The organism is Streptosporangium sp. NPDC000396 (assembly GCF_042898655.1).
Classification (GTDB): Bacteria; Actinomycetota; Actinomycetes; order Streptosporangiales; family Streptosporangiaceae; genus Streptosporangium.
In genome coordinates this window covers 168,374-195,160 of record NZ_JBIAZA010000001.1, presented here as the reverse complement: position 1 = coordinate 195,160, position 26,787 = coordinate 168,374, and the positions used below count along the sequence as shown (strand labels likewise).

At 69.9% G+C, this 26,787-nt stretch carries 23 protein-coding genes; 13 read left to right on the top strand and 10 right to left on the bottom strand.

Annotated features, from left to right (window positions below):
* The first annotated feature begins 84 nt into the window (after positions 1-84).
* The 3 genes from ACFY2X_RS00860 to ACFY2X_RS00850 all read left to right on the top strand — a co-directional run bounded on the left by ACFY2X_RS00860 (position 85) and on the right by ACFY2X_RS00850 (position 2,989).
* The gene (locus ACFY2X_RS00860; protein WP_389930491.1) at positions 85-1,287 is read left to right on the top strand and encodes a sensor histidine kinase; all 1,203 of its coding nucleotides are present in this window, start codon (positions 85-87) and stop codon (positions 1,285-1,287) included.
* Positions 1,284-1,943, top strand: coding sequence for a response regulator (locus ACFY2X_RS00855; RefSeq protein WP_389930486.1), 660 nt, complete (start codon positions 1,284-1,286; stop codon positions 1,941-1,943). The genes ACFY2X_RS00860 and ACFY2X_RS00855 overlap by 4 nt, the downstream gene beginning before the upstream one ends.
* A gap of 74 nt (positions 1,944-2,017) precedes the next feature.
* A complete protein-coding gene (locus ACFY2X_RS00850) occupies positions 2,018-2,989 on the top strand; it encodes a hypothetical protein (protein WP_389930481.1) in 972 nt (323 codons plus the stop codon).
* Between the two features lie 90 nt (positions 2,990-3,079).
* Here the strand turns inward: ACFY2X_RS00850 and ACFY2X_RS00845 are convergent, their stop codons facing one another.
* Positions 3,080-4,330: a serine hydrolase domain-containing protein gene (locus tag ACFY2X_RS00845; RefSeq protein WP_389930477.1), complete on the bottom strand. Its 1,251-nt coding sequence runs from the start codon at positions 4,328-4,330 to the stop codon at positions 3,080-3,082.
* A 134-nt stretch (positions 4,331-4,464) separates the two neighbouring features.
* On the opposite strand from ACFY2X_RS00845, the gene ACFY2X_RS00840 reads away from it, so the two are divergent.
* The gene (locus ACFY2X_RS00840; RefSeq protein ID WP_389930472.1) at positions 4,465-5,709 is read left to right on the top strand and encodes a sensor histidine kinase; all 1,245 of its coding nucleotides are present in this window, start codon (positions 4,465-4,467) and stop codon (positions 5,707-5,709) included.
* Positions 5,706-6,437, top strand: coding sequence for a response regulator (locus ACFY2X_RS00835; RefSeq protein ID WP_389930468.1), 732 nt, complete (start codon positions 5,706-5,708; stop codon positions 6,435-6,437). The genes ACFY2X_RS00840 and ACFY2X_RS00835 overlap by 4 nt, the downstream gene beginning before the upstream one ends.
* A gap of 24 nt (positions 6,438-6,461) precedes the next feature.
* On the opposite strand, the gene ACFY2X_RS00830 is transcribed toward ACFY2X_RS00835, so the two are convergent.
* The 3 genes from ACFY2X_RS00830 to ACFY2X_RS00820 form a co-directional block, all read right to left on the bottom strand.
* Entirely contained in the window at positions 6,462-7,844 is a 1,383-nt protein-coding gene (locus ACFY2X_RS00830; RefSeq protein ID WP_389930463.1) for a hypothetical protein, read from the bottom strand.
* Positions 7,845-8,053: 209 nt separating this feature from the next.
* Positions 8,054-9,448 carry a glutamine synthetase family protein gene (locus ACFY2X_RS00825; protein WP_389930459.1) on the bottom strand — a complete coding sequence of 465 codons (1,395 nt, stop codon included), beginning with the start codon at positions 9,446-9,448 and terminating at the stop codon, positions 8,054-8,056.
* A 139-nt stretch (positions 9,449-9,587) separates the two neighbouring features.
* Positions 9,588-9,785, bottom strand: a complete 198-nt coding sequence (locus ACFY2X_RS00820; RefSeq protein WP_389930454.1) for a hypothetical protein — start codon at positions 9,783-9,785, stop codon at positions 9,588-9,590.
* Positions 9,786-10,531: 746 nt separating this feature from the next.
* Here ACFY2X_RS00820 and ACFY2X_RS00815 point away from each other — a divergent pair.
* From ACFY2X_RS00815 to ACFY2X_RS00800, 4 genes are read left to right on the top strand one after another with little or no spacing between them, the layout of a single operon-like run.
* Entirely contained in the window at positions 10,532-11,506 is a 975-nt protein-coding gene (locus ACFY2X_RS00815; RefSeq protein WP_389930451.1) for a hypothetical protein, read from the top strand.
* 12 nt (positions 11,507-11,518) lie between these two features.
* On the top strand, positions 11,519-12,571 hold the full coding sequence (locus ACFY2X_RS00810) for a hypothetical protein (RefSeq protein WP_389930449.1): 1,053 nt from the start codon (positions 11,519-11,521) through the stop codon (positions 12,569-12,571).
* Positions 12,544-13,461, top strand: a complete 918-nt coding sequence (locus tag ACFY2X_RS00805; RefSeq protein WP_389930446.1) for a DMT family transporter — start codon at positions 12,544-12,546, stop codon at positions 13,459-13,461. The genes ACFY2X_RS00810 and ACFY2X_RS00805 overlap by 28 nt, the downstream gene beginning before the upstream one ends.
* A 15-nt stretch (positions 13,462-13,476) precedes the next feature.
* Entirely contained in the window at positions 13,477-14,394 is a 918-nt protein-coding gene (locus ACFY2X_RS00800) for a GNAT family N-acetyltransferase (protein ID WP_389930442.1), read from the top strand.
* A gap of 38 nt (positions 14,395-14,432) precedes the next feature.
* Here ACFY2X_RS00800 and ACFY2X_RS00795 read toward each other — a convergent pair whose 3' ends face one another.
* A complete protein-coding gene (locus tag ACFY2X_RS00795) occupies positions 14,433-15,062 on the bottom strand; it encodes a TIGR03085 family metal-binding protein (RefSeq protein WP_389930436.1) in 630 nt (209 codons plus the stop codon).
* A gap of 169 nt (positions 15,063-15,231) precedes the next feature.
* Between ACFY2X_RS00795 and ACFY2X_RS00790 the strand changes: the two genes are divergently transcribed.
* Positions 15,232-17,013, top strand: a complete 1,782-nt coding sequence (locus tag ACFY2X_RS00790) for an ABC transporter ATP-binding protein (RefSeq protein ID WP_389931263.1) — start codon at positions 15,232-15,234, stop codon at positions 17,011-17,013.
* A 70-nt stretch (positions 17,014-17,083) separates the two neighbouring features.
* On the top strand, positions 17,084-18,856 hold the full coding sequence (locus ACFY2X_RS00785; protein ID WP_389930432.1) for an ABC transporter ATP-binding protein: 1,773 nt from the start codon (positions 17,084-17,086) through the stop codon (positions 18,854-18,856).
* A 109-nt stretch (positions 18,857-18,965) separates the two neighbouring features.
* Here ACFY2X_RS00785 and ACFY2X_RS00780 read toward each other — a convergent pair whose 3' ends face one another.
* Positions 18,966-20,600 carry a Coagulation factor 5/8 type domain-containing protein gene (locus ACFY2X_RS00780; protein ID WP_389930428.1) on the bottom strand — a complete coding sequence of 545 codons (1,635 nt, stop codon included), beginning with the start codon at positions 20,598-20,600 and terminating at the stop codon, positions 18,966-18,968.
* A 229-nt stretch (positions 20,601-20,829) separates the two neighbouring features.
* Here ACFY2X_RS00780 and ppk2 point away from each other — a divergent pair, with 229 nt between their 5' ends.
* Entirely contained in the window at positions 20,830-21,786 is a 957-nt protein-coding gene (ppk2, locus tag ACFY2X_RS00775) for a polyphosphate kinase 2 (protein WP_389930423.1), read from the top strand.
* Positions 21,787-21,812: 26 nt separating this feature from the next.
* On the opposite strand, the gene ACFY2X_RS00770 is transcribed toward ppk2, so the two are convergent.
* From ACFY2X_RS00770 to ACFY2X_RS00755, 4 genes are all read right to left on the bottom strand, one after another.
* Positions 21,813-22,622, bottom strand: a complete 810-nt coding sequence (locus ACFY2X_RS00770) for an ABC transporter permease (RefSeq protein ID WP_389930418.1) — start codon at positions 22,620-22,622, stop codon at positions 21,813-21,815.
* Positions 22,619-23,482, bottom strand: coding sequence for an ABC transporter permease (locus ACFY2X_RS00765; RefSeq protein WP_389930413.1), 864 nt, complete (start codon positions 23,480-23,482; stop codon positions 22,619-22,621). The genes ACFY2X_RS00770 and ACFY2X_RS00765 overlap by 4 nt, the downstream gene beginning before the upstream one ends.
* A 166-nt stretch (positions 23,483-23,648) precedes the next feature.
* A complete protein-coding gene (locus ACFY2X_RS00760; RefSeq protein ID WP_389930407.1) occupies positions 23,649-24,872 on the bottom strand; it encodes an ABC transporter substrate-binding protein in 1,224 nt (407 codons plus the stop codon).
* Positions 24,873-24,888: 16 nt separating this feature from the next.
* The gene (locus tag ACFY2X_RS00755; RefSeq protein WP_389930402.1) at positions 24,889-25,917 is read right to left on the bottom strand and encodes an ABC transporter ATP-binding protein; all 1,029 of its coding nucleotides are present in this window, start codon (positions 25,915-25,917) and stop codon (positions 24,889-24,891) included.
* A 127-nt stretch (positions 25,918-26,044) separates the two neighbouring features.
* Here ACFY2X_RS00755 and ACFY2X_RS00750 point away from each other — a divergent pair, with 127 nt between their 5' ends.
* Positions 26,045-26,785 carry a FadR/GntR family transcriptional regulator gene (locus ACFY2X_RS00750; RefSeq protein ID WP_389930397.1) on the top strand — a complete coding sequence of 247 codons (741 nt, stop codon included), beginning with the start codon at positions 26,045-26,047 and terminating at the stop codon, positions 26,783-26,785.
* The last annotated feature ends 2 nt before the right edge of the window (positions 26,786-26,787 follow it).

Sequence of the window (26,787 nt, the reverse complement as noted above, 5' to 3'; positions counted from 1 at the left end):
ACATCTGCCTGGCGGTCACGCCTGTTGCCCTTGAGGCGGAGACGGCCGCGCCGCGAGGCGGAGGGCCGTCCCTAGACTTGCCGCATGTCGTGGATCAACCGCCTGATCGGGTGGGGTCAAAGGCATCAGTCCCTCCTTGACGCCGTCCTCGCCGTGCTCGTCGGCCTGCCGCTGCTGCTGTGGAGCGGATTCGTGCTGAGTGCCGTGTCCCCGGCCCTCGCGGGCGCGTTGCTGGCCCACGTCGCCATGGGACTGCGCCGCAGGGCGCCGCTGTGGTCGTTCGCGGCGGTCTCGGCGGGGTGCGCGGCGATGCTGACGGCCGGCGGCATGCTGCTCCCTCCCTCATTGGTCATCTTCCCGTGGTCGCTGTACTCGGTGTGCGCCCACGGCCGTCGCGGCGCCTCCGCCTGGGGGCTGGCCGTGGCCGTGCTCGGATCCGCGGCGATCGGTGTGAAGTTCTGGCTCAACCCGCAGGAGGCGGCGGGGCTGCTCCCGTCGTTCGTGGCGCTCTTCCTCCTGGCCGTCTGCCTGGTGGCATGGAGCCTGGGGGTGTGGCGGCGGACGCAGCGCGCGTACCTGGCCTCGGTGGAGGATCGGGCGCGGCGCGCGGAGGCCGAGAGGGAGGAGCGCGCGCGGCGGGCGGTCAGCGACGAGCGGGCCCGGATCGCCCGCGAGATTCACGACGTGGTGTCGCACTCGCTTTCCGTGGTGATCAGCCAGGCCCAGGGCGGCACCTACGCCGTGCGATCCGACCCGGCCAGGGCTCATGACATCCTGACCACGATCGCCGAGGCCGGGCGCCACGCGCTGACCGACATGCGGAGCCTGCTCGGCGTGCTGCGCGCGGAGACGCCGCTCGAACCCGACTCGTACGGCGCGCAACCCACGTTGGGCGAGTTGCCGAGGCTGATCGACGGGACGCGTGCCGCGGGCCTGGAGGTCACCTGGCAGCAGGAGGGCGTCGAGCGGCGACTCAGCCCCGCGGCCGAGCTCGCCGTCTACCGGATGGTTCAGGAATCGCTGACCAACACGCTCAAGCACGCGGGCGCCGGGCGCCGGGCCCACGTCCGGCTGAGCTGGGGCGAGGACGAACTGGCCGTGGACGTCCGGGACGACGGCTCGGGCCGCGACGCCGCCGGCGCGGGAGGCGGGCATGGACTGGTCGGCATGCGCGAGCGGTTTCTCGCCTTCGGCGGCACGGCCACGGCCGGCCCCGCGACCGGCGGCTTCCTGGTGTCCGCGCGGCTGCCGTACTCTCCCGACCGTCGAAAGGAAACGCGGGCGTGATCAGAGTGTTCTTCGTCGACGACCAGGTGATGGTCCGGGCCGGATTCGTCATGGTGGTCGAGGCGCAACCCGACATGACGGTCGTGGGCGAGGCGGGCGACGGCGCGGAGGCGCTGCAGAAGCTGGCGGTCACCACCGCGGACGTGGTGCTGATGGATGTCAGGATGCCGCGCGTGGACGGAATCGAGGCGACGCGCCGCCTGCTCTCCGGGGCCGGCCACCTGCCGCGGGTGATCGTCTTGACCACGTTCGACCTGGACGAGTACGCCTTCGCCGCGCTTCGTGCCGGCGCCAGCGGCTTCCTGATCAAGGATGCGCCGCCGGAGGACCTTCTGGCCGCGATCCGCACCGTGCACCACGGCGACGCGGTCATCGCGCCCTCGGCCACCCGGCGCCTCCTCGACCACGTCGCCGCCGACCTGCCGGTGCCCGACGCGGGTCCTGACCCGTTCGCCGCGCTGACCCCGAGGGAACGCGAGATCCTCCAGCAGCTCGCGCTCGGACGGTCCAACGCCGAGATCGCCACACGGCTGTTCGTCTCGGAGGGCACGGTGAAGTCCCACGTCCGCAGCATCCTGGCCAAGCTCTCGCTGCGCGACAGGATCCAGGCCGTGATCTTCGCCTACGAGAACCGGCTCGTCCGTCCCGGCGCCTGACCCCTCGCGGGGAGGATCCGCACTCTGCCGTCAGGCAGATGCCGAGGCCCGCCTGCCGCACTTCGATAGAAGGCATGATCACTACGGACGAAACCCGGGCGCCGTCATGGACGCTGTGGGCGCCGCGCGCGCTGCCGGCCTGGGCTCTTCTCTACGGCGCGGTACAGGCTTACTGGGCGCTCACCGGCGGCGCGCCATCCATGTCCCCCGTGGGCATCGACCTCATCGTCTTCTCCGGCTGGAAAGCGGTCGCGCTGTGCCTGGCGGCGGTCGCGATCACGCTCGCGTTCGGGTGGGCGGGTGAGCGGATCGCGGTCCGGCGCGTCCTGCTGGCCGGGGCGTGGACGGTCAGCGGTGCCCTGGTCGTGGCCGCGGCGCTCTTCCTGCTGGACGTGGTCGGAGGGCTGCTGCCCGGCATCGGCGTTCGGTTCTTTCCCGCCGGCTTCCTCAGCCGGACGGCCTGCCTGGCCGGGGCGTTGCTCATGGGCGCGGTGGCGCTGACCCAGCAACGCCGGATACGCGGCGGATGCGCGAGCTGCGGGCGGGTCGAGGATGCTCGCCCGCCGGTCCGGACGCCGGTCTGGGCGGCGTTCGCCGCCACCGCGGGCTGCGTGGGGCGGATCATCGCCCAGTTGATCGTGGGGTTCGACGCGGGGCCGTTGGGCGTGGGCGTGGACGCGGTGCTGTTCGAAGTCGGGTTCGTCCTGGCGGGCACCCTGCTGCCGTGGGCGTTGGTGTTCTCCTGGGGGACCGTCTTCCCCCGGTGGGTGCCGGGGCTGGCGGGGCGCCGGGTGCCCCGCTGGCTGGTGCTCGGCCCCGGTGCCGGAATATCTGTGGCGATGACCGTATATTTCGGGATGATCCTTACCAACATGGTCGTAGCCGCGCTGGGTGGCGTTCCCAACCTCGGCTTCGGCGGGGCACTGCCGGACGCCTTCTACTGGGTGTCCGTCCCGATGTACTGCCTGTGGGGGGTCATGCTCGGGGTGGCCGCCATCGCCTACGGCCGCCGCACACGCCCCCGCTGCCACCGTTGCGGCCGCTGACCGCGGTCAAAGCCCGGGAGCGCGGTGCGCTGCCGCCGGTCCGGCGGCTTGGCCGTGACGGTCTAGGTCCGGTGGCCTGGCCGTGACGGTCTACCGGTGCGCCAGCCGGTCGGCGACGTCGCGGAAGGTGGCCAGCCAGTCCCGGTTGTCGACTCCCCAGTCGCCACCGAAGCGGGCGACGACGGTGTCGGCATCGGGGGCCACGTAAACGTACTGACCGTAGTTCCCCAGGGCGTAGAAGCGCCCCGGCCGCTCGACGTCGACCCACCAGAAGTACTGGTAGAAGTCGGCAGGGTCGGTGGTGGTGTCGGCGGCCGTGGCGGCGTCCGCCCAGCCCTTCGGCACGACGCGCCTGCCGTTCCACTCGCCGTGGTGGAGGAACAGCAGGCCGAGGCGGGCGAAGTCCACCGGGGTCGCGTTGAGGCCGCTCTCCATCTTCTCGAACCCGGAGCGTTCCGAGTCGAGGCTCCAGGTCGCGTCCGCCTCGGCTCCCAGCGGCTGCCACAGCCGGGTGGCCATGTATTCCGAGACGGGCATCCCGGTGGCCCGCTCAAGCACCATCCCCAGAAGCAGCGGGTTGTAGTTGGTGTAGAGCCACCTCTGCCCCGGCGGACGCTCGACCTGGGTCCGGTCGAGCGCGACCTCCCGCAGGTCCACGCCGTAGTAGGTGAACGTGTCGTCGTCCCAGGGCCATGGAAGGTCCGTTTTCCAGTACCGCAGGCCCGACGACATCGTGAGCAGGTCGCGCAGCTTGATCTGTGCGAAGCGCGGGTCCCGCTTCGCCAGCTCCGGCAGGTAGGCGGTCACGGGATCCTCGACGCTCTTGATGCGGCCCTCGGCGATCGCGATCCCCACGAGCGTCGACACGAACGACTTCGCGACCGAGAACGAGGTCTGGCGGGTGTGCCGATCAGAACCGCCGAAGTAGCGCTCGTACACCAGCCGGTCCTTGTGGACGACCAGGAACGCGCGGGTGTCGGTCCCGCGCAGGAAGTCGTCGAACGCCAGGTCTCCGCCGGCGGCACGAGGAGGCGTTACCCGGAGGTCGATCTCTCTTCCCCGGGGAAGCGGACCGGCGCCTTTATCCGCCGGTATCAGACGGGAGGGGAACCTGTACTGGTCGCCGACATCCGCGTCGGTCCACACCAGCGCCCGCGCGATCGCCGACCGGTCGAGTGAGAGCCACGCCCATCCGTAAAGGGCGAGCATCGCGACAAGCACCGCGACGATGCTTTTCGTCAGGCCTCGCACCAGCCGGCGGAGTCGTGGCCGCCGGGTCGCCTCACGTCCTCGTGCTGTCGTCCCGCGTCCCGGCGACGCCGGCTCGATCGTCTCCCGCATGCTCCCGCCACCTTCGTCTCATGTGCAGCCCATGGTCGCGGCGGAAGGCGGAAGCGTCGTCAGACGCAGGGTTGGAAACCACGTCAACCCCAGGGTTGATGCCCGCCTCCGCTTGGCCGTTTACATTGAGGACCATGGACTTCCGTACCGCGGCCCGCTGGTTGGAGCGGCTGAGTCCCTGGGCCGTGGACGCCGGACTGGCCTCGGTGCTGGCCGGAGTCGCGCTGACCGAGATAGCCGTCAACGCGGACTGCGCGGGGGTGACGGTCTCGGACACGTGGTGGAGCGTGGCCTTCACGGTGGCCATCACGTTCCCGCTGTCCCTGCGGAGGCGACACCCGTTCGCCGTCATGGTCGCCGTGGGTGTCCCGGCCGCCGTCTACAACGTCGTCGACATCCCCCCGGATCCGTACACGTTGACGTTCGCGATTCTCGTGGCCGTCTACTCCGTGTCGGCGTACGCCCGGCGGCCTCTCGCCGTGGCCGCGGCCGTCACCACCGCGGCCGTGCTCGTCCTGATGAATCTTCCCGTGATGCCCGACGAGAACGACTTCGCCGATGTCGTGAACCAGTTCGTCCTGCTCGGCGGCGGGTGGATCGCGGGACAGAACACCCGGTACCGTCGGCGCCAGGCCAGGCTGCTGCGGGAGCGCGCCGAGCGGGCGGAGCGCGAGCAGCAGGAGCGTGGACGCGTCGCCATCCTGGAGGAACGCGGCCGGCTGGCGCGGGAGATCCACGACGTCATCGCGCACAGCGTCGGGGTCATCGCGGTCCAGGCGGGCGCGGCGCGGGCGGTGGCGGAGCAGCGGCCCGACCGTGCCCGCGAGACCCTCGCCACCATCGAGAAGGTCAGCAAGGACACGCTCGTCGAGCTGCGCCGGGCGCTCGGAGCGCTGCGAGCGACGGGCCAGGAGACGGACCTGAGGCCGGCACCCGGCCTGGCCGCGCTCGACGAGCTCGTCGAGAAGGTCCGGGGCGCCGGCGTGACCGTCTCCGTGAGAGAGCAGGGAGAACGGCGCGACCTGCCGCCGGGCGTCGACCTGTCCGCGTACAGGGTCGTGCAGGAGGCGCTGACGAACACCGTCAAGCATTCGGGGTCACCGACCGCCCATGTGACGATCCGTTACGGAGCGTCCTCACTGGAGGTCCGGGTGACCGACGACGGCGGGAGCTCTCCGGCGCGTGCGCTCGCCGGCGTCGGCCGGGGTTCACAAGGCGGCGGCCACGTGGCAGGTGGTCACGGGACAGGCGGTCACGGGCTGATCGGCATGCGCGAGCGTGTCGCGATGCTGGAGGGCGAGTTCGAAGCCGGGGCGACGGAGACCGGCTTCGCGGTCCGGGCCCGCTTCCCGCTGACCGGCGCCGGGGAGGGCCGGTGAGCCTCCGGATTCTTCTCGTCGACGACCAGGCACTCGTCCGCTCCGGTTTCCGGATGCTGGTCGAGGTGCAACCGGGCATGGAGGTCGTCGGTGAGGCGGCGAACGGCGAGGAGGCCGTCGCGGAGGCGCGGCGCACCCGGCCGGACGTCGTGCTGATGGACATCCGGATGCCTCGCATGGACGGAATCGAGGCGACCCGGCTCATCACCCGGGCGGACGCCTCGCCGGGGTGCAGGGTGCTCCTTCTCACGACGTACGACCTGGACGAATACGTCTTCCGCGGCCTCAGGGCAGGAGCGAGCGGCTTCCTGCTCAAGGACGTGGCGCCGGAGGACCTCGTCAGGGCGATCCACGTCGTCGCGGAGGGGGAGTCGCTGCTGTCGCCCTCGATCACACGACGTCTGATCGAGGAGTTCGTCAGGACTCCCGAGGCGCCGCCGATGTCGTGTCCCGAGCTCGCGTCACTCACCGAGCGTGAGCACGAGGTTCTCACGCTGATGGGGAGGGGGCTCGCGAACCAGGAGATCGCCGAGCGCCTGTCCCTGAGCATGGCCACCGTCAAGACGCATGTGAACCGTGTGTTCTCGAAGCTCCGGCTCCGCGACCGCGCTCAGGCCGTCGTGGTCGCGTACGAGACCGGGATCGTCCGTCCTCGCGATGCCGGACCGGCGGGGTCACGGCCCGAATACACCTGGCACGGGCCGGGGCGTGATGCCGGGCCATGGTGAGGCCCGGCATCGTGGCGAGTGCGGTTACGAGATCGCGAGCTGGGTGACCGACGGGCCGGGCAGGCTGACCGTCACGGTGCCCTGCGAGACGGGCAGCGTGCCCAGCGAGGTGGGCAGCGCGTAGCCGGCCGTGTCACCGGCCTTCTGGACGGCGGCGGCCTTCGTCACCCCGCTGCCGACACCGACGACGGCGGTGGAGGGAGTCGTGCTCTTGTTCACCAGGACGACGACCTTGGGGTTGGCCGAGGCGTAGACCTCGACGCCGGGAAGGGTGGTCTGGGCGCGCACGAGGGAGCTTCCGAAGCGGGCCAGAGAGGTGTCCTTCTGACCGGTGAAGAAGCCCACCCCCTGGTAGATCGGCATGCGCTCGTTGAGGCCGGCCCCGTTGCGGGCGTAGGCGGGGCGCTCGTCGTTGGGCTGGTCGTACAGCAGGCCCAGCGCGCCGTTCTTGTCGCCGTAGACGAACCCCTTGGCGCCGGCCTTCAGCAGGTGGCCCCAGACGCTGGCCGACCACCAGATGGCGGCGTTGCGGTACTGGAACGGCTCGGTGCCGATGTTGCCGCACTGGGCGAGCTCGGGGGGATTGTCCACGACGCTCCAGGAGGAGTTGATCTCTCCCACCTGGATGTCGATCTTGCTCGCGCGGGCGGGCACCTCCTCGTTGATGATCGTGCGGACTTGGTTGACGTCGTTCTCCCACTGGACGGTCTCATTGAGCAGCTGGCTGTCGCAGACGAGCTTCTCGCCGCCCATGCCGTACTTGTGGAAGTCGACGAAGTCGGCGCGGGTGCCGCTGGCCTTGAGGAAGGTCCGGACGGATTGCATGTCGGGCCACGCGAGGGCCGGTCCGCCGATCTTGATGGTCGGATCGACGGCCTTCATCGCGTCGTAGGCGGCGTTGAATTTGCCGGCGTACGCTGCGATGTCACTGGGCTCGTTGCCGATGATCCACCGGGCGACCCGGTTGGGCGTGGGTCCGGTGTTGAAATGCTTGACGATGTTGGCGGCGTCGACGGCGTTGTCCGGAACGATCACCATGGGTTCGGCGCCTCGTGCCTTGATGGCCGACACCCACTGGTCACCCGTCACAGTGGTGTCGGCGCCGGCCCCGTTGGCCACGATCGGGCTGCTGGGGTTTCCGGGCGTGGCGTATTTCAGCCCCATTCGCATCATGCCGAACCGGCCCTGGACCATGGCCTGCTCGGCGGGGTCGTTGGTGATGTAGTGCCCGTAGCCGTATCCGGTGACGTCCAAGCCGAACGCCTGGGGCGAAACGGTACGTTCGACGGTCGTGAAGTCGACGGTGACGTTCGCGGCGGCCGCCCCGGCAGCTGGTCCGGACAACCCTGCGAAGACGGAAACGGACGCCGTCATCGCGACCAGACCAAGGATTCTCCTGCGGTTCATTGCGGAGTCCTTCACTTTCAGCGCTTCCAAAATGGGAGTGGCGGTGCGACCGGGTCAAGCGTTAGGGAAGATCACACCGCAGCGGCGCCATACTAGGTAGAGATCGTTAACGGCGGGTGCTTTTCCATGTTTCCGGTTTGTACTTTTCGTACTGCGGAATGCCGCGGGCTTCCGACCGGGCCGTCGTGGTCGCGCCGGACGCCGGAAACCTAGAAAACCCTGAAGTGGTGAAAGAGCTCGTAGGAGTCGTCCTCGGCGGCGAAGGCGCGGGCCTCGGAGCGTTTGACGGCCAGGTAGGCCGAGCTGCGGAGGGGACCCAGGGCCCGCATCAGGACGTCGTCGGCCTCCAGGGCGTCCAGGGCTTCGTCCAGGGTGGCGGGCAGACGGGGAACGGTCCCCTCGGGAAGGGTGGCGGGATCGACGTTGACGGCCTCGCCGGGGTCGAGCTCACGGCGGATGCCGTCCAGCCCGGCATGGATGACGGCGCCGAGCGACAGGTAGGGGTTCGCGGAGGAGTCTGACGGTTTGATCTCCAGGTTGGCCGCCGCCTCGGCGTTCCTGCTCAGGGGAGAGCAGATCCGCACGGCCGCCTCCCGGTTGTCCATGCCGTAGCAGGCGTAGGCGCTCGACCACATCCGCGGCGCCAGCCGCCGGAAGCTGTTCACTGATCCGCAGGTCAGCGCGGTGAGCGCGGGAAGGTGGGCGATCAGGCCGCCGATGAAGCGGTAGGCCGTGGTGGACAGGCCGTAGCGGCCTTCGGCGTCGCCGAAGGAGTTGGTCCGGAGCTCGGGATCCCACAGCGACAGGTGCAGGTGGGCGCCGTTGCCGGCCTGGTCGGCCAGCGGTTTGGGGGCGAGGGAAGCCCACATGGACATGCGGGAGGCGACGCCGCGGACGGTCTCGCGGTAGATCACATGATTGTCGGCGGCGCGCATGGCCGGAGCGTGGCGGATGGAGAGTTCCTGCTGGCCGTGGCCGAGCTCGGGATGGTAGTGCTCGACCCTGAGGCCCTGGGTCTCCAGGGCGCGGATCAGGTGCATCGTGTAGTCGTGGGCCTGATCGAAGCCGGTGGTGGCGTAGCAGAGGCTGTCGTCGGCGGGGACCAGCCGGTCCAGGCCTCCGGCGGGGTCGGGCATCCGCCGGCCGAGGGTGAACTCGGGCTCGAAGGCGGCGACGGCGGCGTGGCCCTCCTCGGCCAGGGCGGCGATCGCCTCGCGCAGGAAGGTGCGCGGGCAGGCGGGCCAGGGGGATCCGTCGATCTGGCGCAGGTCCGCCAGCATGGCCGCCGCGCCGGGCGCGTAGGGGAGGGGGACGAACGTGGTCGCGTCGGGGACGATGCGGACCTCGCCGACCGGGCCGAGATGCTCGACCTCCTGGAGCTGGTCGAGCATGTTCATCGCCATCATCGCGACGGTGTGCCCGATGCCGGAGTCGAGCCGTTCGGACAGCCGGAAGCGCGAGGTCGCCTTTCCCCGGATCACGCCCCCGTGATCGACGTAGAGAAAGCGGACCAGCTCGATGCCCTCTGTCTCGGCGCGTTCGACGACGCGCCGCTCAGCGGGACCGAGCGGGTGGGCCTCGGTGGCACTGTGGCGATCTCTCATGCTCTCTGCGTAACACGTCCTGGGGGACAGTGGAAGCACATCGCACGGTGGCTCGGCGCTACGAGGATCTCGTGCTCCACGCAAAACGGTGGGAGCGGCGAGGAAACAGGTCAGGGCCGGGGCAGACCTCCGCCGGCGGTCAGCTCAGCACTCGTGTGAAGAACACGGACAGTTGATCCGCTCCCCTGAGGATCCCGTCGAAGACTCCATTCACGGCACTCGCCGCCTCGGCGGGCCGGGTGAACAGATAAAAGGCGACGAACGCCACGGCGACGTAAGTGGCGACCTTCTTGACCTGCATGGGGGCCTCCTGCAGCTCCAGTTCCCAGCCGTACATACCCTAATTTTAATGATCTTTGGCATCTGCGGCCCGGGTGGCTCCCGGATTTCGATGATCATACCTGTTTCTCTGGGGAGATCCGTTGCCGGATCGTGAGATTGGCATGAGTCACTCCGCCATCGTGCGGGTGGACGGGCCCTTCTGTCCAACCCTCACTGCCACATGTACCGGTAGGGCTAGGGGGATGCCCGGTGTGGGGCGGGGGCCGACGGCGGGACGGCCGGGTCATTGAAGATCGATTTCATCGGCGGCCCATCGGAAGATCGTCAATGGGAGCCGGGCTGCGCGTCCGGAAGGTGTGGTGGCGGCCGGATGTGCACCGATTGCTCCATCCGTCGCATCGGCGGGTTCATTTCACTTCCGTTGAAGAAGTTACTTTGAGTAGCGCTCATGGTTTATTTGGTCAGCAATTATGACTTATATCCATTTATGATTTCAGGGTTGACTCGGCCATGTGCTCACCTTAGGGTCTGACTTTGGTCGCCGTATATACGTAAATCGACCAGTATGTACGGCGGAACATCTTTCTTTGTGGTCGCAGAGAGTTGAGGAGGTGTTCCATGCGGATCAAGCGTCGTGCCAAGGTGACGGCTCTTTCGGCTGTCCACCTGTGATGTGACGAACCGCCAGAAGGCCGGCACCCTTGGTGCCGGTCTTCCTCCTGTATGTCACCTCTCGACGTCAGAAGGGAATCGGCCGTGTCTGTGAACTTCCTTCCGGTAAAGCCATATCTTCACGCTTCGGTGCGAATCGGCGAGAAGGGCGAGGCCGAATTGCACACCTCCGGCGGAGTCCTGGAGGTCGAAGCCCCGGAGGGGATGAGTCAGGACGATTTCCTGGATCTGCTCCGCCTCCTCGACGGCAGCAGGACCATCGAGGACCTGGAGCGCGAGACCGGTCTCGACGGCAAGGCGGTGCGCGAGGTCGTCGAGCCCGCCGTGGTGTGGGGCCTGATCGACGACGCCGCCGTCCCGGCCGCCTCCTCGGGGCCGGCGGTCCTGTCACGGCTGGAGGACGTCCTCAACCGGCTCCTGGAGGACCTGGTCTTCGCGGGCCCGTTCTGGCGAGAGGTCCTTGAGCGCCCGGAGGCGCTGCACCACAACGTCTTCTTCGGCTTCGGGCTGGAGAACTGGTTCTTCCTCTTCCGGGAGAACGAGTTCGACTCCGCCGTTCTCGCCCTCGCCGAGAGCGCCGAGCTCAGGGCGATGCTCAACGACTTCTACCAGGAGGAGCACCGCCACGACGACATCGTGGTCCGCGCCTTCCGGCCCCTCGGCATCACCCGCGACGACCTGCTGAAGGCACGCCCCCTGCCGACCACGACCGCGTTGATCAAGATGCTGTCCTGGTGGGCGCGGACCGACCCGCTCTTCTTCGCCGCCACGATCGGCGTGCTGGAGGGACGTCTCGACTCCGACGGCGACGGCCCCGACGGGCCGGTCGCCTACGACTCCTTCCTGGCCGCCTGCGACAAGATCGGGCTGGACCCCGGCTTCGTCGAGCCGATGCGCGCGCACGCCAGGGTCAACGCCGGCCACGACCACGGGTCCGTCAGCCGCGAGCTGTTCGCGCGGGTCCCCGGGGTCGACGAGGAGACCGAGCGGCGCTGGCACGCCAAGGCGCACCTGTTCATGGAGGCGTACGCGGCCTTCTACAACGGAATCCTGGAGCACTACTCCGACCCCGGGCGCCCGCTGCTGCGCACCGCCGAGATCTGAACGGGAGGCATGATGAGCGACTTCGCCGGTTTCCAGCGGCCCTCGCTGCGGCCGGGCGTACGGTCGGCCACCACGGCGGACGGCGGCATCGAGTTCACCTACCTGGACGGGCGCCGGTTCGTCGAGTTCGAGTTCGACGGCGGCCGCGCCGAGAAGTTCCACGACTTCTTCACCGTCCTGGCCGAGGGCGGGCTGAGCGCCGCCGAGCTGGGCGCGGCCTTCCCCGGCAGCCCCGAGGAGTACGGCGAGATGATCGCCGCACTCGACGAGCAGGGCATGATCGCCGAGGCCGAGGCGGCGGCCGAGGGCGGGATGAGCGGCGTCAGCGCCTACGCCTACCTGCGCAGGCACGCCGATCAGGTGCGCGCGGGAGTCGGCAGCCCCCTGGTCCAGGCCCTCGTCGACGGCAGCGCCACCCGCGAGCAGCTCATCGGCTACGCGGTCGAATACTGGCACATCACCCACCTGTGCCCCCGTGCGCTGGCCCCGGCGCTGGCCCGTGACGATCTCGGCCTGCCGGTGTGGGAGAAGCTGATGCACTTCTACATGACCGAACGTAATCACGACCGCATGATGGAGAAGTCGCTGCTGGCGGTCGACATCCCGCGCGAGCGGCTGCTGCGGGCCCAGCCGCTGCCGGCCACGATGGCGATCATGGCCTCCCTGGGCGTGTACGCCTACAACTTCCCGCTGGCGCTGATCTCGACGCTTTTCCCGATGGAGGAGCCCGAGCCCGAGTTCCTGGACCTGTTCCGCGCCCGCTGCGCCGAGCTGGGCCTGCCGGAGGGCTTCGTCAAGCCGATCGTCAGCCACTCGGACGTCAACGAGGACGAGGCCCACGAGGCGGTCACCCTGGACCTGCTGGCCGACTTCCCCTACCTGAGCGTGGAGACGGTCCGCGAGTGCGGCAAGGCGGTGGCCGATGTGATCGAGCAGCGGGCCCGTCTCGACGCGGAGATCGTCTCCTGGTACGGCGCGGGCGGAGGCCTGCGCGACTTCTCCGACGGCTACCCGACGCAGGCAGGCAAGGCTCTCACGTGCGCCCCGCTGACATCTTTGGCATAACCGTCCTCGCCTTCATCTGGGGCACGAACTTCCTGCTGGTCGAAGAGGCGCTGGAGGGGGCCGACCCGGCTCAGATAGTGATCATCCGGCTGGTGACGGGCGGGGCGGCCCTGGTGCTCCTCGCCTGGGCCCGCCGTACGGCACTGCCCCGCGGCGGCGTGGTGTGGCTGAAGCTGACCGGCATGGGGCTGATCGGCCAGGCCGTGCCCTGGCTGCTGTTCGCCTGGGGGCAGGAGGAGGTCACCGGCGCCCTGGCCGGGGTGTACACCGGGCTGACCCCGCTGATGACCATCCCGGTGGCCTGGGTGCTGCTGCGCGAGCGCCCCACGGCCGCCGAGACGGGCGCGGCGGTCATCGGCTTCGCCGGGCTCGCCGTCGTCCTGGCCCCCTGGAGCGACGGCGGCGCGCGGGCGCCCCTGGGCGGGCAGCTGCTCTGCCTGGCGGGCGCCACCTGCTACGCGCTCGCCTACAGCTACGCCGGGCGTCTGATGCGGACGCTCACCGACAGCAAGCTCTCACTGGCCGCATCCCAGGCGCTGGCGGCCTCGGCGATCATGCTTCCGGCGGGGAGCGGGCAACTCGTCCAGCCGATGCGCCTGACGTGGCTGATCGTGCTCTGCCTGGCGCTGCTCGGGGCCGGGACGGCGATCGCCTTCCTGGTCAACTACTGGCTGATCGCCCGGGTCGGCCCGGTGCAGGCGTCGCTGGCGTTCTACCTGATCCCGGTGGTCGCGGTCGCCGCCGGGATGCTCGCCAGGGGCGAGCGGCTCACCCCGAACGAGGTGCTCGGCTCGGCGCTCATCCTCGCCGCCCTGGCCGCCCTGTACGTCTGGGAGCGCGTGAGAGAGCGGCGCCTCGCGTCCGTCCCCGAACCGATGGAAGCCCGCTGACACATGGGAACCGGCATGGAAATCCACGACGACTTCGGCCTCTCGGTCGCCCTGGTATCCGCCGAGGAGGCGCTTGCCCTGGCCGGCGGGCGTGAGCCGCCGCCGGGGGTCAACGTGGTCCGGGTGCCGGACCCGCCCGCCGACAGCTGGATCGACCTGGCGCGGGCCGGGTTCGTCCGCAAGCCCTCGTGGGTCACGTGGGTCTCTCCCGTGTACGGCGAGGACTGGCTGGCCCGGATGCCGAAGAAGGTCCGCTACGACATCCGTCACGCCCAGAGGGTCGCGGCCGGGCTGCGGCAGGTGGTGGAGCAGCCCCTGACCCCCGCCGCGCTGGATGAGTTCCTCGCCCTGTACGGGCGCGTGGTCGCGGCGATGCCCCACGGGGTGGGGTTCGCGCCGTCGCTGCGGGACGGCATCCTCGCCGAGGGCCGCCACTACGCGATCTACGCCTACGACGAGGACGGCATGGCGGGCGGCTGCCTGTGCCTGGAGAACCCGCCGGAGGGCACGGTGAGGCTGCGGTTCTCGGCCGTGAGCCCGGCCTGGCGCGAGCGCGGCCTGGCCCGCGCCCTGTACGCCGAGGCCGTCGACGTGGCCCGGCGCAAGGGCCACCGGCGGGTGACCCTGGGAAACGACCCCAACCTCTACGGGCACATCCCGCAGCCGGGCCTGTTCGCCTTCAAGGCCCGCCTGGGATTCACCCCCGTCCCGGCGGAACCGTTCGGGGTCAACCGGTGGGGGGACGAGGCCGATCTCCTGCTCTCCCTGGACGGGCTGAACGACCTCGTCCTGATGCTGGGATATCCGGGGGACGTCTCGGGACGGGACGACCCGCCGGGGTATCGCCTGGAGGTCCGCAGCCGCCGTCCCGCCGATCTCGGCGGTTGCGACTTCCCGTTCATCCTGGGCACCCGGCACCGCCTGACATCCTGAGACGCGGCGCCCGGCGTCGTCCGGCGCCCTGAGACGTCTCAGACGCCCAGCGGGGCCTCCATCAGCCTGGCCACGTTCTCGTCGTCGCCGCTGAGCCCGACCCGGGCGTGGGACTGGCGTCCGAAGCAGAACAGCAGCAGCTCGCCGGCCGGACCGGCCACCTCGACCCGGGAGGTGCCCTTGGGGCCGCCGAGCGCGACGCCGCCGCCGGTCCGGCGCAGCACGACGCCGACCGGCGACCTGCGCAGGAACAGGCGGCCCGCCATGCGGATCCGCTTCCAGAAGATCTCCTCAAGGTCGGCGGGAAGCTCGCGCGGCTCCCAGGCGGGCTGCGCGCGCCGTACGTCCTCGTGGTGGATGAAGAACTCCATGGTGTTGACGGCCTGGTCCAGGCCGGGCAGGGCGTAGAGGCCCGCGGGCCCGGAGCGGATCAGCTCGACGAGGCCCGCGTAGCCGTGCCTGGCCTTCAGGGACTCCTGCACCGAGGCGGTGTGCCCGGCCAGCGGCTTGAGCGCGATGCCGCCGGCGGCGTCCGGGCGCCGTTCGCGCAGAACCAGGTGAGCGGCGAGATCGAAGGTGGTCCAGCCCTCGCAGAGCGTGGGGGAGTCCGGGCCGAGCTGGACGAACAGGTCGCTGAGCGCGGCGCGCTCGGCGCGGGCGTGAGTCATCTCGCGATCCTAACAACGTCGTTTCGCGGGCGATCACCGGCGGAAGCGGCGTCCCTGCGGCAGGAGGCCGGGAATAAGTTCTTGATCGATCGTGATAGTGACTTAGGTAGCAATGTTCCTCTTTTGAAAGGACACCTCCCGAGTGGCGAGCAAGGTGACCCCCGCCGTCATGCGCCAAGGGCTTCGTGTCCTCGGGGTGGCCATCCAGGCAGAGAAGACGGTCTTCGCCGCCGCGGTCCTGTCCAGCGCTTTGTACGGCGTGATGACGGTCGCGTCGGCCTGGGCGCTCGGCTGGGCCACCGAGAACGTCGTGCTGCCCGCGTTCGCACAGGGAAGGGTCGCCACCGGCGCGCTCGTTCTCGGTGCGCTCCTCATCCTCGGTACGGCGCTGCTCAAGGCGCTGGGCGTGGCCGGACGGCGGTACTTCGCCGGGGTCATGCAGTACCGGATGCAGGCCCGATCCCGCCGGGACGTCACCCGGCAGTACCTGAAGCTCCCGCTGGCCTGGCATCACAGGCACCCGACCGGCCAGCTGCTGTCCAACGCCAGCGCCGACGCGGAGGCGGCCTGGGCCCCGCTGGCCCCGCTGCCGATGGCGGTAGGCGTGATCGTCATGCTGATCACCGCCGCGGTCGCGCTGGTGATCACCGATCCGCCGCTCGCCCTGGTCGGTTTCCTGATCTTTCCGGCGATCGCCGTGCTGAACCTGATCTACCAGCGCAGGCTCAGCCCCCTGGCCACCCGTGCCCAGCAACTCCGAGCCGAGGTCAGCGAGATCGCGCACGAGAGCTTCGACGGCGCCCTGGTCGTCAAGACCCTCGGCCGCGAGGACGAGGAGACCGCCAGGTTCCGCGAGAAGGCCGGCGAGCTGCGTGACGCCAACATCGCCGTCGGCCGGGTCCGCGGTCTGTTCGACCCGATGCTGGAGGCCCTGCCCACCCTGGGCGTGCTCGCCGTGCTGCTGGTCGGCGCGGGGCGGCTGGACAGCGGCGCGATCAGCTCGGGCGTCCTGGTCCAGGTCGCCTACCTGTTCACCCTGCTGGCCTTCCCGATCCGCGCGCTCGGCTGGGTGCTCGCCGAGCTGCCCCGGGCCGTCGTCGGTTACGAGCGGGTCCAGGCGGTGCTCACCGCGACGGGCTCCATGGAGTACGGCACCGCCACGCTGTCCGGCTCGGCCCCGGCCAAACTGGAGATCCGCGATCTCGACTACGCCTACGACGACTTCCCGGTCCTGCGCGGGGTGAGCTTCGAGGCCGAGCCGGGCCGTACCGTCGCGCTGGTCGGCCCCACGGGCTCGGGCAAGTCCACGCTCACCCAGACCTTCGTCCGCCTGGTCGATCCGGCGGCCGGAGCGGTGCTCCTGGACGGGGTGGACCTGCGCGAGATCGCCCGCGGCGGGATCAGCGACGCGGTGGCGCTGGTGCCGCAGCAGACGTTCCTGTTCGACGACACCGTGCGCGGCAACGTCACTCTCGGCCTGCCGGTCGGTGACGAGGACGTCTGGGCGGCGCTGCGCCTGGCCCAGGCCGACGGCTTCGTCAGCGCCCTCCCCTCCGGGCTCGACACCAAGGTCGGCGAGCGCGGCACGACCCTGTCCGGCGGCCAGCGCCAGCGGGTCGCCCTGGCCCGCGCCCTGGTCCGCCGCCCGCGGCTGCTCGTTCTGGACGACGCCACCTCCAGCGTGGACCCGCAGGTCGAGGCCAAGATCCTGTACGGCCTGCGGGACGCGGCCCAGGCCTCGACCGTGGTCGTCGTCGCCTACCGGATGGCCACCATCGCCCTCGCCGACGAGGTCGTCTACCTGGAACACGGCAGGGTCGCCGACCAGGGTCCCCACGACCAGCTGCTCGCCCGCTGCGAGGGCTACCGCAACCTGGTCACCGCCTACGAACGCGAAGAAGCCGAGCGCGAGGCGCTCGAAGCAGACGAAGAGGAAGAGGTCAGCGCGTGAGCGAGCGAGCCGGTGAACACAGCGGCCCGAGGGGTTCCCGGGCCGGCGAGCCGCTGAGCGGGGAGCGCGCGTGAGTTCACTTCAGGGAGTCGAACGGTCGGCGCTGGCCACCGTACGGCATGGGCTGGCGCTGACACCGGAGTTCCGCAAGGGGCTGGCCGGGACGCTCGCGCTGGCCGTGATGGCGACGCTGGGCAAGGTGATCGTGCCCATCGCCGTCCAGCAGACCATCGACCGGGGGCTCAAGGGAGAGGTTCCCGACCTGCCCTACATCCGCACCGCCGTCGTGGTGTGCGCGGCGGCCGTGGTGTTCACCGCGCTGTGCGCGTATCTGATGAACGTCCGCCTCTACAAGGCCACCGAGTCCTCCCTCGCCACGCTGCGGGTGCGCGGCTTCCGGCACGTGCACGACCTGTCGGTGCTCACCCAGAACTCCGAGCGGCGCGGCGCCCTGGTCTCCCGGGTCACCGGCGACGTGGACCAGATCAGCGCGTTCATGCAGTGGGGCGGGCTGATGATCATCGTCGCCCTGGGCCAGCTCCTGGTCGCCACCGTGCTGATGTTCGTCTACTCCTGGCAGCTCACCCTGCTGGTCTGGGTCTGCTTCCTGCCGCTCATGGTCATGCTGCCGCGCTTCCAGCGGTGGCTGTCGGGCGCCTACACGCGGGTCCGCGAGCGCACGGGCGACATGCTCGCCGCGGTCAGCGAGTCGGTCGTGGGGGCGGCGGTGATCCGGGCGCACGGTTCGGAGAACCGTACCGCCGAGCGGCTGGACACCGCGATCGAGGCCAACAAGGCGGCGCAGGCCCGGACGCAGAAGATCGTCGCGACCGTGTTCCCGCTGACCGAGATCGTCGCGGCGGTGGCGATCGCCGGGGTGGTGCTGCTCGGCGTGCGGCTGGGCGTCGGGGGTGAGATCACCGCCGGGCGCCTGATCGCCTTCCTGTTCCTGATCACGCTGTTCATCTCGCCGTTGCAGATCGCCACCGAGGTGCTCAACGAGGCGCAGAACGCCGTCGCCGGCTGGCGGCGCGTCCTCGGCGTGCTCGACACCCCGCCCGACGTCGCGGACCCCGGCCCGGACGGCGTCGAGCTGCCGCGCGGCCCCATCTCGGTCTCCTTCGAGGACGTCGAGTTCTCCTACCCCGACGGCCCTCCGGTGCTGCGGGACGTCTCGGTGGACATCCCGCCGCGCTCGCGGATCGCGGTGGTGGGGGAGACCGGCTCGGGCAAGACGACCTTCGCCAAGCTGCTCACCCGGCTGATGGACCCGGTCTCCGGCCGGGTCACCGTGGACGGCGAGGACCTGCGCGAGGTCCGGTTCTCCTCGCTGCGCGAGCGGATCGTCATGGTGCCGCAGGACGGTTTCCTGTTCGACGGCACCCTGGCGGAGAACATTCGCTTCGGGCGTCCGTCGGCGACCGAGGAGGAGATCCTGCTGGCCCTGACCGAGCTGGGGCTCATCGACTGGCTGGAGGGCCTGCCCGCGGGCCTCGAAACCGCCGTCGGCCAGCGCGGCGAGTCGCTGTCGGCGGGGGAGCGCCAGCTCGTCGCACTGGTCCGCGCCTATCTGGCCGACCCCGACCTGCTCCTGCTCGACGAGGCCACCTCCGCGGTGGACCCGGCGACGGAGGTCCGGCTGGCCCGCGCGCTGGAGGGTGTCACGCGAGGCCGTACCGCCATCTCCATCGCCCACCGGCTGTCCACCGCCGAGGCCGCCGACGAGGTGCTCGTCTTCGACCGCGGCCGGATCGTGCAGCGGGGCCCGCACGCCGAGCTCGTGGGGGAGCCCGGCGTCTACGCGGACCTGCACGCTTCCTGGGTCTCGGCCGCCCGCTCCTGAGCGCCGGCCCGTACGGCGGGACCGGCGCGAACCCGTACGGCGGGACCGGCGGAAAGGAGAGGCGGCGCGGGTCCCCGGTGGGGACCCGCGCCGGGCTCGGGGGCCGGGCTCAGGGAGCCGTGGCCCCCTCCCACGTCCGCAGGTAGGCCTCGGCCCCGGCGGCCATGTCCTGGACGATCTCGTTTCCGGCGACGCCTCGCATGTCCTCGATCCAGTCGGGCACCAGGCCGTAGTGGGCGACACCGTCGACGTTGACGTCCCAGACCCGCTCGCCGGTGCGCTCGCGGTCCAGGGTCACGCCGCCGTCGAAGGACTTGAACGGGTAGGTCACGGGGTTGCCCGAGTTGTTCGGGCGCGGAGCGGGCAGGGGGCCCATGCCGTTGACGTCGAGCCCGTAGCCGAACCCGGTGACGTGGGCCTCGTCCCTGAGCTCCTTGGTCTTGCGCCACGCCTCGGAGAAGCTGTCGGCCTGCGAGCCGTAGGCCGTGATCATGCCGCCCAGCCCGTAGATCCGGCGGAAGAAGTTCGGGTCGGCCCAGCTGTGGGAGGAGATCACGCCGGGGTAGCCGGCGGCCTCAAGGATGTCGAGGGTCTGGTCGGCCGCCTTCACGCTCATGTGGTCGAGCTCGACGATCATTCCCCGCTTCATCATCCCGCTCAGCATGTACTCGCCGAGCTTGGTCAGGCCCTTGGTGTTGCAGTGCGGCGCCGGAGGATAGACCGGCAGCGAGACCCCGGGGGGCAGCAGCCCGGCCAGCTGGTCGGGAAGGACCCCGCCGGGCTCGATCGGGTTGTCGTGCTCCGGGCCGGTGCAGGTCCTGGCCTTCCAGAAGGTTCCGGTGCTCAGAAGGTTGCCCAGGTTCACGATGACGCCCTGCGTGCCGGAGTCGAAGCGGACGCCGCACAGCGCGTTGTCGTACTTGTGGCACAGGAACATGCTGCGCACGCCGAGGCGGTGCAGCTCGTCCAGGCCCTGGTCGATCTTCTCCTTGGTGCAGTGCGGGATGCCGAAGCTCTGGCGGCAGCCGAACGGCTCGGAGGTCTCGACCCCGAGGACCACGGCGAGCTTGCCCTCCGCGATCACCCGCCTGGCCTCGGCGGGGTCGCGGACGACTCTGAACCAGCCCCGGCCGGGCCCGCCGGACTCGGCGTCGATGAAGTCCTGCAGCTCGAAGGTCCGCTTGGCCTCCAGCCGGAGGGTGGTCATCTCGTCGCAGGAGTTGCTCTTGAGCGGGTAGATCTCGCACAGCTGCCGGTTGGCCACCAGGTCGTTGACCATGATGCGCAGCCCGCCGCGCCAGGCCCGTTCGAGCCACTTGTAGTAGGCCTGCTGGTGGGTCAGCGAGTTGTGGGCGGGCCAGTCCTTGAAGGTGGGCCAGCCGATCGGGTCGTGGGTGCCGACCGGCGAGCCGGTCCTGGTGAAGTTCTCGAACCACGCGGCCTCACCGTGCGGGTGGTGGTCCAGGCAGTCGACCAGGGCCTTGGAGATGCCCGCGGGATCGAACGGCTTGCCGCACATCAGCTTGCCGCCGAACGCCTCGTAGGACATGAGATGGCTGTGCGCGTCGACGAAACCGCGGACCGTGCCGTCCGCCGCCATGCCCCTCAGCGGCTCGCCGAGGGCGTTGACCTCCGACTCCGGGCGGGGCGGGGCGGCCATGGCGGCGCTGCCCGCCACGGCCACGGTACTGATCAACAGGAACGCGGTGACGATCATCCTGAGGATGGGGCGGGGACTGGCCACGAACACCTCACAACAGGGCCTGCATGGGGGACGCCGCAAGGATCCGCCGCTGTCAGGCGTCCAGTCAAGACCTAATGTGAGCATGGCTCAAAAATTGATGAACGACGTTCGGGAAACCTGTGCGATGGTCGAAGTGGAAGGCCCGCCGAGGGTTGACCGATCCGGTTGGAGGTAGAGACAGCGCAAGCGCGAGACTTGTGTCTCAGGGGGGTCTCAGGAGGAAGGATTCATGACAGGCGTACTGGGCGACGAGCCCAAGCGCGGGTATTACCCCGTGCTCGACGCGCGCTCGGCCGCGGCCCGCAGTGACCTGCTGGACGAGCTGCCGAATCTGCGGGTCCTGGATGACGACGACGACGATCCCGTCCTGGTACGGCTGGACGGCAGCCCGGTCGACACCTGGCGGGAGAAGTATCCCTACACCGAGCGGATGGACCGCGCGCAGTACGACCGGACCAAACGGCTGCTCCAGATCGAGCTGCTCAAACTGCAGTACTGGATCAAGGACACCGGCCGCCGGCTGGTGGTGCTGTTCGAGGGGCGCGACGCGGCGGGCAAGGGCGGCACGATCAAGCGGTTCATGGAGCACCTCAACCCCCGCGGGGCCATCGTGGTCGCGCTGGAGAAACCGAGCGAGCGCGAGAGCACCCAGTGGTACTTCCAGCGCTACATCTCCCACCTGCCGTCGGCGGGGGAGATGGTCTTCTTCGACCGCTCCTGGTACAACCGCGCCGGGGTGGAGCGGGTGATGGGCTTCGCCACGCCCGAGGAGTATGTCAAGTTCATGGAGCAGGCCCCCGAGTTCGAGCGCATGCTCGTCCGCGACGGCATCCACCTGGTGAAGTTCTGGTTCTCGGTGTCCCGCTCCGAGCAGCGCACCCGGTTCGTGATCCGTCAGGTCGATCCGGTCCGGCAGTGGAAGCTGTCGCCCATCGACCTGGAGTCACTGGACAAGTGGGAGGAATACACCCGGGCCAAGGAGGACATGTTCCTGCACACCGACACGGTGGAGGCGCCGTGGACGGTGATCAGGAGCAACGACAAGAAACGGGCCAGGGTCGAGGCCATGCGCCACCTCCTCAGCCAGTTCGACTACGCCAACAAGGACCGCGAGATCGTGGGCCGCCCCGACCCCAGGATCGTCGTCCAAGCGGCCGACCTGCTCGACGACGACCGCACCCGCTGACCGGCGCCGCCGCCCGCCCGGCCGGGTCAGTGGGTTCCGGCCTCACCGCCCGACAGGCGCTGGGCCAGGTAGATCGGGATGACCGACAGGATGATCAGGGCCGCGGCGACCACGTTGACCACGGGGGCCTGGTTGGGGCGGAAGAGGTTCTCGAAGATCCACAGGGGGAGAGTCCTGACCCCGGCTCCCGCGGTGAACGTCGTCACGATGATCTCGTCGAAGGACAGGGCGAAGGCGAGCAGCCCGCCGGCCAGCAGCGCCGAGCGCACCAGGGGGAAGGTGACCAGCCGGAAGGTGGTGAAGGTGTCGGCCCCCAGGTCGGCCGAGGCCTCCTCCACGGAGGTGCCCATACGGCCCAGGCGGGCCAGCACGTTGTTGTAGACGGTCACCACGCAGAAGGTGGCGTGCCCGACGATCACGGTGAACAGGCCCAGGCCCACGCCGAACGGCTCCAGCACCGTCCGGAAGGCGTTGTTCAGCGCGATACCGGTGACGATGCCGGGCAGCGCGATCGGCAGCACGATCAGCAGGGAGACCGCGTTCCGGCCGAAGAAGGAGTAACGCTGGATCGCGAAGGCGACCATCGTGCCGAGCACCAGGGCGATCGCCGTGGCGCCCAGCCCCGCCTGGATCGACGTCCACAGCGCGTCGCGCACGCCGGAGGAGTTCCAGGCCGCCTCCCACCACCGGGAGGTGAACCCGCTGGGGGGCCAGCCGAACGTGCGGTCGGCGTTGAAGGAGTTGAGCAGCACGATGAGCAGCGGCACGTAGATGACGCCGAGGCCGGCGGCCAGCATGGCCCACAGCGTCGTGCGGGCCGTACGGGACAGGTTCACAGGTTCTCCAGGGCACCGGTGCGGCGGACCGCGGCGAGGTAGACCAGCATGATCATCACGGGGACGGTGGCCACGGCGGCGGCGAAGGGGAGGTTGTTGGCCGCGCCGATGTTGTCGTAGACGACGTTGCCGATCAGCTGCGACTTGCCGCCCACGATCTTCACGGCGATGTAGTCGCCGAGCGACAGGGAGAAGGTGAAGACCGAACCCGCGACCACGGCGGGGAAGGCGAGCGGCCACACGACCGTCCGGAACGTCCGCCAGCCGCGCGCCCCCAGGTCGCCGGCCGCGTCCAGGAGCGAGTTCGGCAGCCGTTCGAGACCGGCGTAGATCGGCAGGATCATGTACGGCAGCCACAGATAGGACAGGGTGATGATGGTCGCGGTCAGGCCGTATCCCCAGCCGAGAAGGCCGTTGGAGGACAGCATGATCCGCCAGGCGTAGGCCTTCACCAGGTAGGACGCCCACAGCGGGGTCAGCACCGCGATCACCAGCCAGCGCTGCGCCCGGGGCGAGGCCATCTTGGCCATCGCGAAGGCCATCGGGAAGGCGATCACCAGGTCGATCAGCGTGACCGCGACCGCCACCCCCACCGAGCGCAGGGCGATCGTCCGGTAGACGTCAAGGGTGAACAGGTCCTGGAAGTTGGCCCAGGTGAACTCCTTGACCAGCTCGCCGGTGAAGGTGTCGGTGCTCCAGAATGCCGTGACGAACAGGGCGGCCAGGGCGCCGAGGTAGGCGACGCCGAGCCAGAGCATCGGGGCGGACAGCAGCAGCGACAGCCGTACGCCCGCGTGCCGGTGCAGGAAGGCGGCGAGCCTGCGCCGTGGCGCGGGACCGGCCAGTGCGGTGGTGTTCACCTGTGGTTCCTTGCTGTGTGGAGGAAAGGGGTCCGCGATTCCCGCTCCGCGGGGCGGGGAGGCGACCCCGGGCGGGCGACCTGGTCCCTGCCGGGCGGCGGGCGATCCGGTTCCCTGGCCGGACGGCGGACGCCGGGGCGCCCGCCGTCCGGGCGGTCGCGCGGGGTCAGCCCTTGATCTCGGTCCAGGCCCGGGTCCACGCGGAGTAGTCCTTGCACTTGACGTCCGTGCGGCCGTCCAGGCACTGGGTGATCGGCGTGGTCCAGTACCAGACCTTGGAGAAGTAGTTCTCGTCGGTCGCGTGGAAGATCTCGCAGTGCTTTGGATCGGCGGTCAGCGAGCAGGACTCGGAGTTGGCGGGAGCCTCGCCGAAGTATTCGGCGACCTGGGCGTTGGCCTTGGGGGAGATGATCCAGTCAAGCCACTTGTAGGCGCAGTTGGGGTGCTTGGCCGAGGCGGCGACCATCCAGGTGTCCGACCAGCCGGTCGCTCCCTCCTTGGGCAGGGTCACCGCGACCGGGGCCTTGTCGGCCTGGGCCACGTTGGCGATGACCTGCCAGGTGGTGCCGACCACGGAGTCACCGCTCTTGAAGGCCTGGACCTCCTTGGTGTAGTCCGACCAGTATTCGCCGACGATCTTCCTCTGCTGCTTGAGCAGGTCCACCGCGGCCTGGAACTGCTTGTCGTCCAGCGCGTAGGGGTTCTTGATGCCGAGCTCGGGCTTGGTCGCCATCAGATACACCGCCGCGTCGGCGATGTAGATGGGCGAGTCGTAGGCGGTGACCTTCCCCGTGTACGGCGAGGCGGGGTCGAACACCACGCCCCAGGAGTCGGGCGCGGGCTTGACCGCGTCGGTGCGCCACATGAGCAGGTTCGCCCCGCGGCCGTGCGGCACGCCGTAGGGGACTCCGTTGACCGAGTTCCACGCCTTGTTCTTCAGGCCCTCGAACACCTTGGCGTAGTTCGGGATCAGCGAGGTGTTGACCGGCGCGACGGTTCCGGCGGCGATCAGGCGCAGCGAGGCGTCGCCCGAGGCGGAGACCACGTCGTATTCGCCGGTCTTCATCAGGTTGACCATCTCGTCGGAGGTGCCGGCGGTCTTGGAGTTGACCTGGCATCCGGTGGCCTTCTCGAACGGGGTGACCCAGTCGACCTTGGGGTCGTTGGTGCCGTCCTCGGCGTACCCGGCCCAGTTGACCAGGTTGACCTGGCCCTCGCCGGGGCCGAGGGTCTTCAGCGCCTCGATCTTGGGTGGGGTGAACCCGGCCTGGCCCGGGGCGGAGGCCTTGCCGGGCTCCGGTGAGGAGGAGCCGCCGCAGGCGGTGGCGGTGGCGAGGGCGAGCGCGGACAGGGCGACCGCGCCGTGCCTGACGAGAATCCGGGGACGCATATGATGACGACCTTTCTTACGAGACGATCGCGAACTCGTGTCTGCGGTTCCAGACGAGCCGGACCCTTGTGCCGCGCAGGCCCATCACATCCATGGACGAGACCTGCAGATTCTGCTGGAGCGCGATGAGGCGCCCGCCGGCGTCGAGGTCGACCACGAAGCGGGTGGCAGGCCCGGCGTAGACGACCTCCCCGACGGTGCCCGTCGCGCTGTGTTCGGCGTCGCCGACGGCGTCGTCGATCTCGGTGACGCGCAGCTTCTCGGGCCGCACGCTGAAGGTGCCCTCTTTGCCGAGGACAATGCGCGCCGCCTCGCCGGAGATCAGATTGGAGGTGCCGACGAACCCCGCGACGAACGTGCTGGCGGGCTGCTCGTAGATTTCGGCCGGGGTGCCGACCTGCTCGATGCGGCCCCGGTCGAACACCGCCACCCGGTCGCTCATGGTCAGCGCCTCCTCCTGGTCGTGGGTGACGAACAGGAAGGTGATGCCGACCTCGCGCTGGATCGACTTGAGCTCGACCTGCATCTCCTCGCGGAGCTTGAGGTCCAGCGCGCCCAGCGGCTCGTCCAGCAGCAGCACGCGAGGGCGGTTGACCAGGGCGCGGGCCAGGGCGACCCGCTGGCGCTGGCCGCCGGAGAGCTGGCTCGGCCTGCGCCGTTCCATGCCCTCCAGCCGGACCGAGGCCAGCGCGGCCAGGGCCCGCTCGCGCCGCTCGGCCCTGGGGACCCGCTTCACGCGGAGGCCGTACTCGACGTTGTCCACCACGCTCATGTGCGGGAACAGTGCGTAGTCCTGGAAGACGGTGTTCACGTCGCGCTCGAAGGGGGCGAGGCGGGTGACGTCCACGCCGCCGAGCTCGATCCTGCCCGAGGTGGGGGTCTCGAAGCCGGCGATCATCCGCAGCACGGTCGTCTTGCCTGAACCTGAGGGCCCGAGCATGGCGAAGAACTCGCCGTCGGCGATGTCGAGGTCGACACCGGTGACCGCTTCCACGGCGCCGAAGCTCTTGCGGAGGCCGCTCAGCCTCACAGCTGGATCTGACATGGCCGAAAACATATGGGGTTAAATGTTTTCCTGCAAGGCTCAATCCGGTATCACTGGTGCGAGCCTCAGGAAATGAGGTCTTTGGGGCAGTATCTGCGGGCCGGTGAGCACCGGGGACCGTCGAAGGGTGAGGGGGCGCACGACCGTGGCCGACATCTCCGGTGGCGCCCGGCTGGCCGCGTTCGCGCCGGTGGACAACACCGCACGGGTGGATGCCGTGGTCAGGCGGCTCACCGACGCCATCGCCCTGGGCCTGCTGGTCGACGGCGAGCAGTTGCCGAGCGAGGCCGAGCTCGCCGCCCAGCTGGGCGTCTCCACGGTCACGCTGCGGGAGGCGCTCATGGCCCTGCGGCAGCGGGGCCTGGTCGAGACGCGGCGGGGACGGGGCGGCGGCAGCTTCGTGCGGGTGCCGGCGGAGGCCCCGCAGCCGACCGACCGGCTGCGCGCCTTCACCGTGGAGGAGCTGCGCGACCTGGGCGACCACTACGCGGCCATCGCCGGGGCCGCGGCCAGGCTGGCCGCCCAGCGGGCGCTGCCGGAGGACGTCGTGCCGCTGCGGCGCACACTCCAGGAGATGTCCGACGCCCGGGACGAGGCACATCTGCGCAGGCTGCACGGCCGCTTCCACATCGAGGTGGCGGCCGTCTCGCAGTCGGCGCGACTCACTCAGGAAGAGATCCGGTTACAGGCTGACATCGGACCGTTGCTCTGGCTCGCCCACGTGGGAGAGGATGGGCCGTCGGCTCGCCATCACGCCATCGCCGAGGCGATCCGTCGCGGCGACGACGACCACGCCAGGTCCCTGGCGGAGCGGCACGTCCTCGACGCGGTGGAGCACCTCATCGAACTGCGCCTGCGGCAGCCGTGATC

Excerpts from the sequence above, each read along its gene's own strand:
- ACFY2X_RS00860 (WP_389930491.1), top strand. The coding sequence starts at position 85 with ATGTCGTGGATCAACCGCCTGATCGGGTGGGGTCAAAGGCATCAGTCC.
- ACFY2X_RS00850 (WP_389930481.1), top strand. The coding sequence starts at position 2,018 with ATGATCACTACGGACGAAACCCGGGCGCCGTCATGGACGCTGTGGGCG.
- ACFY2X_RS00845 (WP_389930477.1), bottom strand. The coding sequence starts at position 4,330 with ATGCGGGAGACGATCGAGCCGGCGTCGCCGGGACGCGGGACGACAGCA.
- ACFY2X_RS00840 (WP_389930472.1), top strand. The coding sequence starts at position 4,465 with ATGGACTTCCGTACCGCGGCCCGCTGGTTGGAGCGGCTGAGTCCCTGG.
- ACFY2X_RS00830 (WP_389930463.1), bottom strand. The coding sequence starts at position 7,844 with ATGAACCGCAGGAGAATCCTTGGTCTGGTCGCGATGACGGCGTCCGTT.
- ACFY2X_RS00825 (WP_389930459.1), bottom strand. The coding sequence starts at position 9,448 with ATGAGAGATCGCCACAGTGCCACCGAGGCCCACCCGCTCGGTCCCGCT.
- ACFY2X_RS00820 (WP_389930454.1), bottom strand. The coding sequence starts at position 9,785 with ATGTACGGCTGGGAACTGGAGCTGCAGGAGGCCCCCATGCAGGTCAAG.
- ACFY2X_RS00810 (WP_389930449.1), top strand. The coding sequence starts at position 11,519 with ATGAGCGACTTCGCCGGTTTCCAGCGGCCCTCGCTGCGGCCGGGCGTA.
- ACFY2X_RS00800 (WP_389930442.1), top strand. The coding sequence starts at position 13,477 with ATGGAAATCCACGACGACTTCGGCCTCTCGGTCGCCCTGGTATCCGCC.
- ACFY2X_RS00795 (WP_389930436.1), bottom strand. The coding sequence starts at position 15,062 with ATGACTCACGCCCGCGCCGAGCGCGCCGCGCTCAGCGACCTGTTCGTC.
- ACFY2X_RS00790 (WP_389931263.1), top strand. The coding sequence starts at position 15,232 with ATGCGCCAAGGGCTTCGTGTCCTCGGGGTGGCCATCCAGGCAGAGAAG.
- ppk2 (WP_389930423.1), top strand. The coding sequence starts at position 20,830 with ATGACAGGCGTACTGGGCGACGAGCCCAAGCGCGGGTATTACCCCGTG.
- ACFY2X_RS00760 (WP_389930407.1), bottom strand. The coding sequence starts at position 24,872 with ATGCGTCCCCGGATTCTCGTCAGGCACGGCGCGGTCGCCCTGTCCGCG.
- ACFY2X_RS00755 (WP_389930402.1), bottom strand. The coding sequence starts at position 25,917 with ATGTCAGATCCAGCTGTGAGGCTGAGCGGCCTCCGCAAGAGCTTCGGC.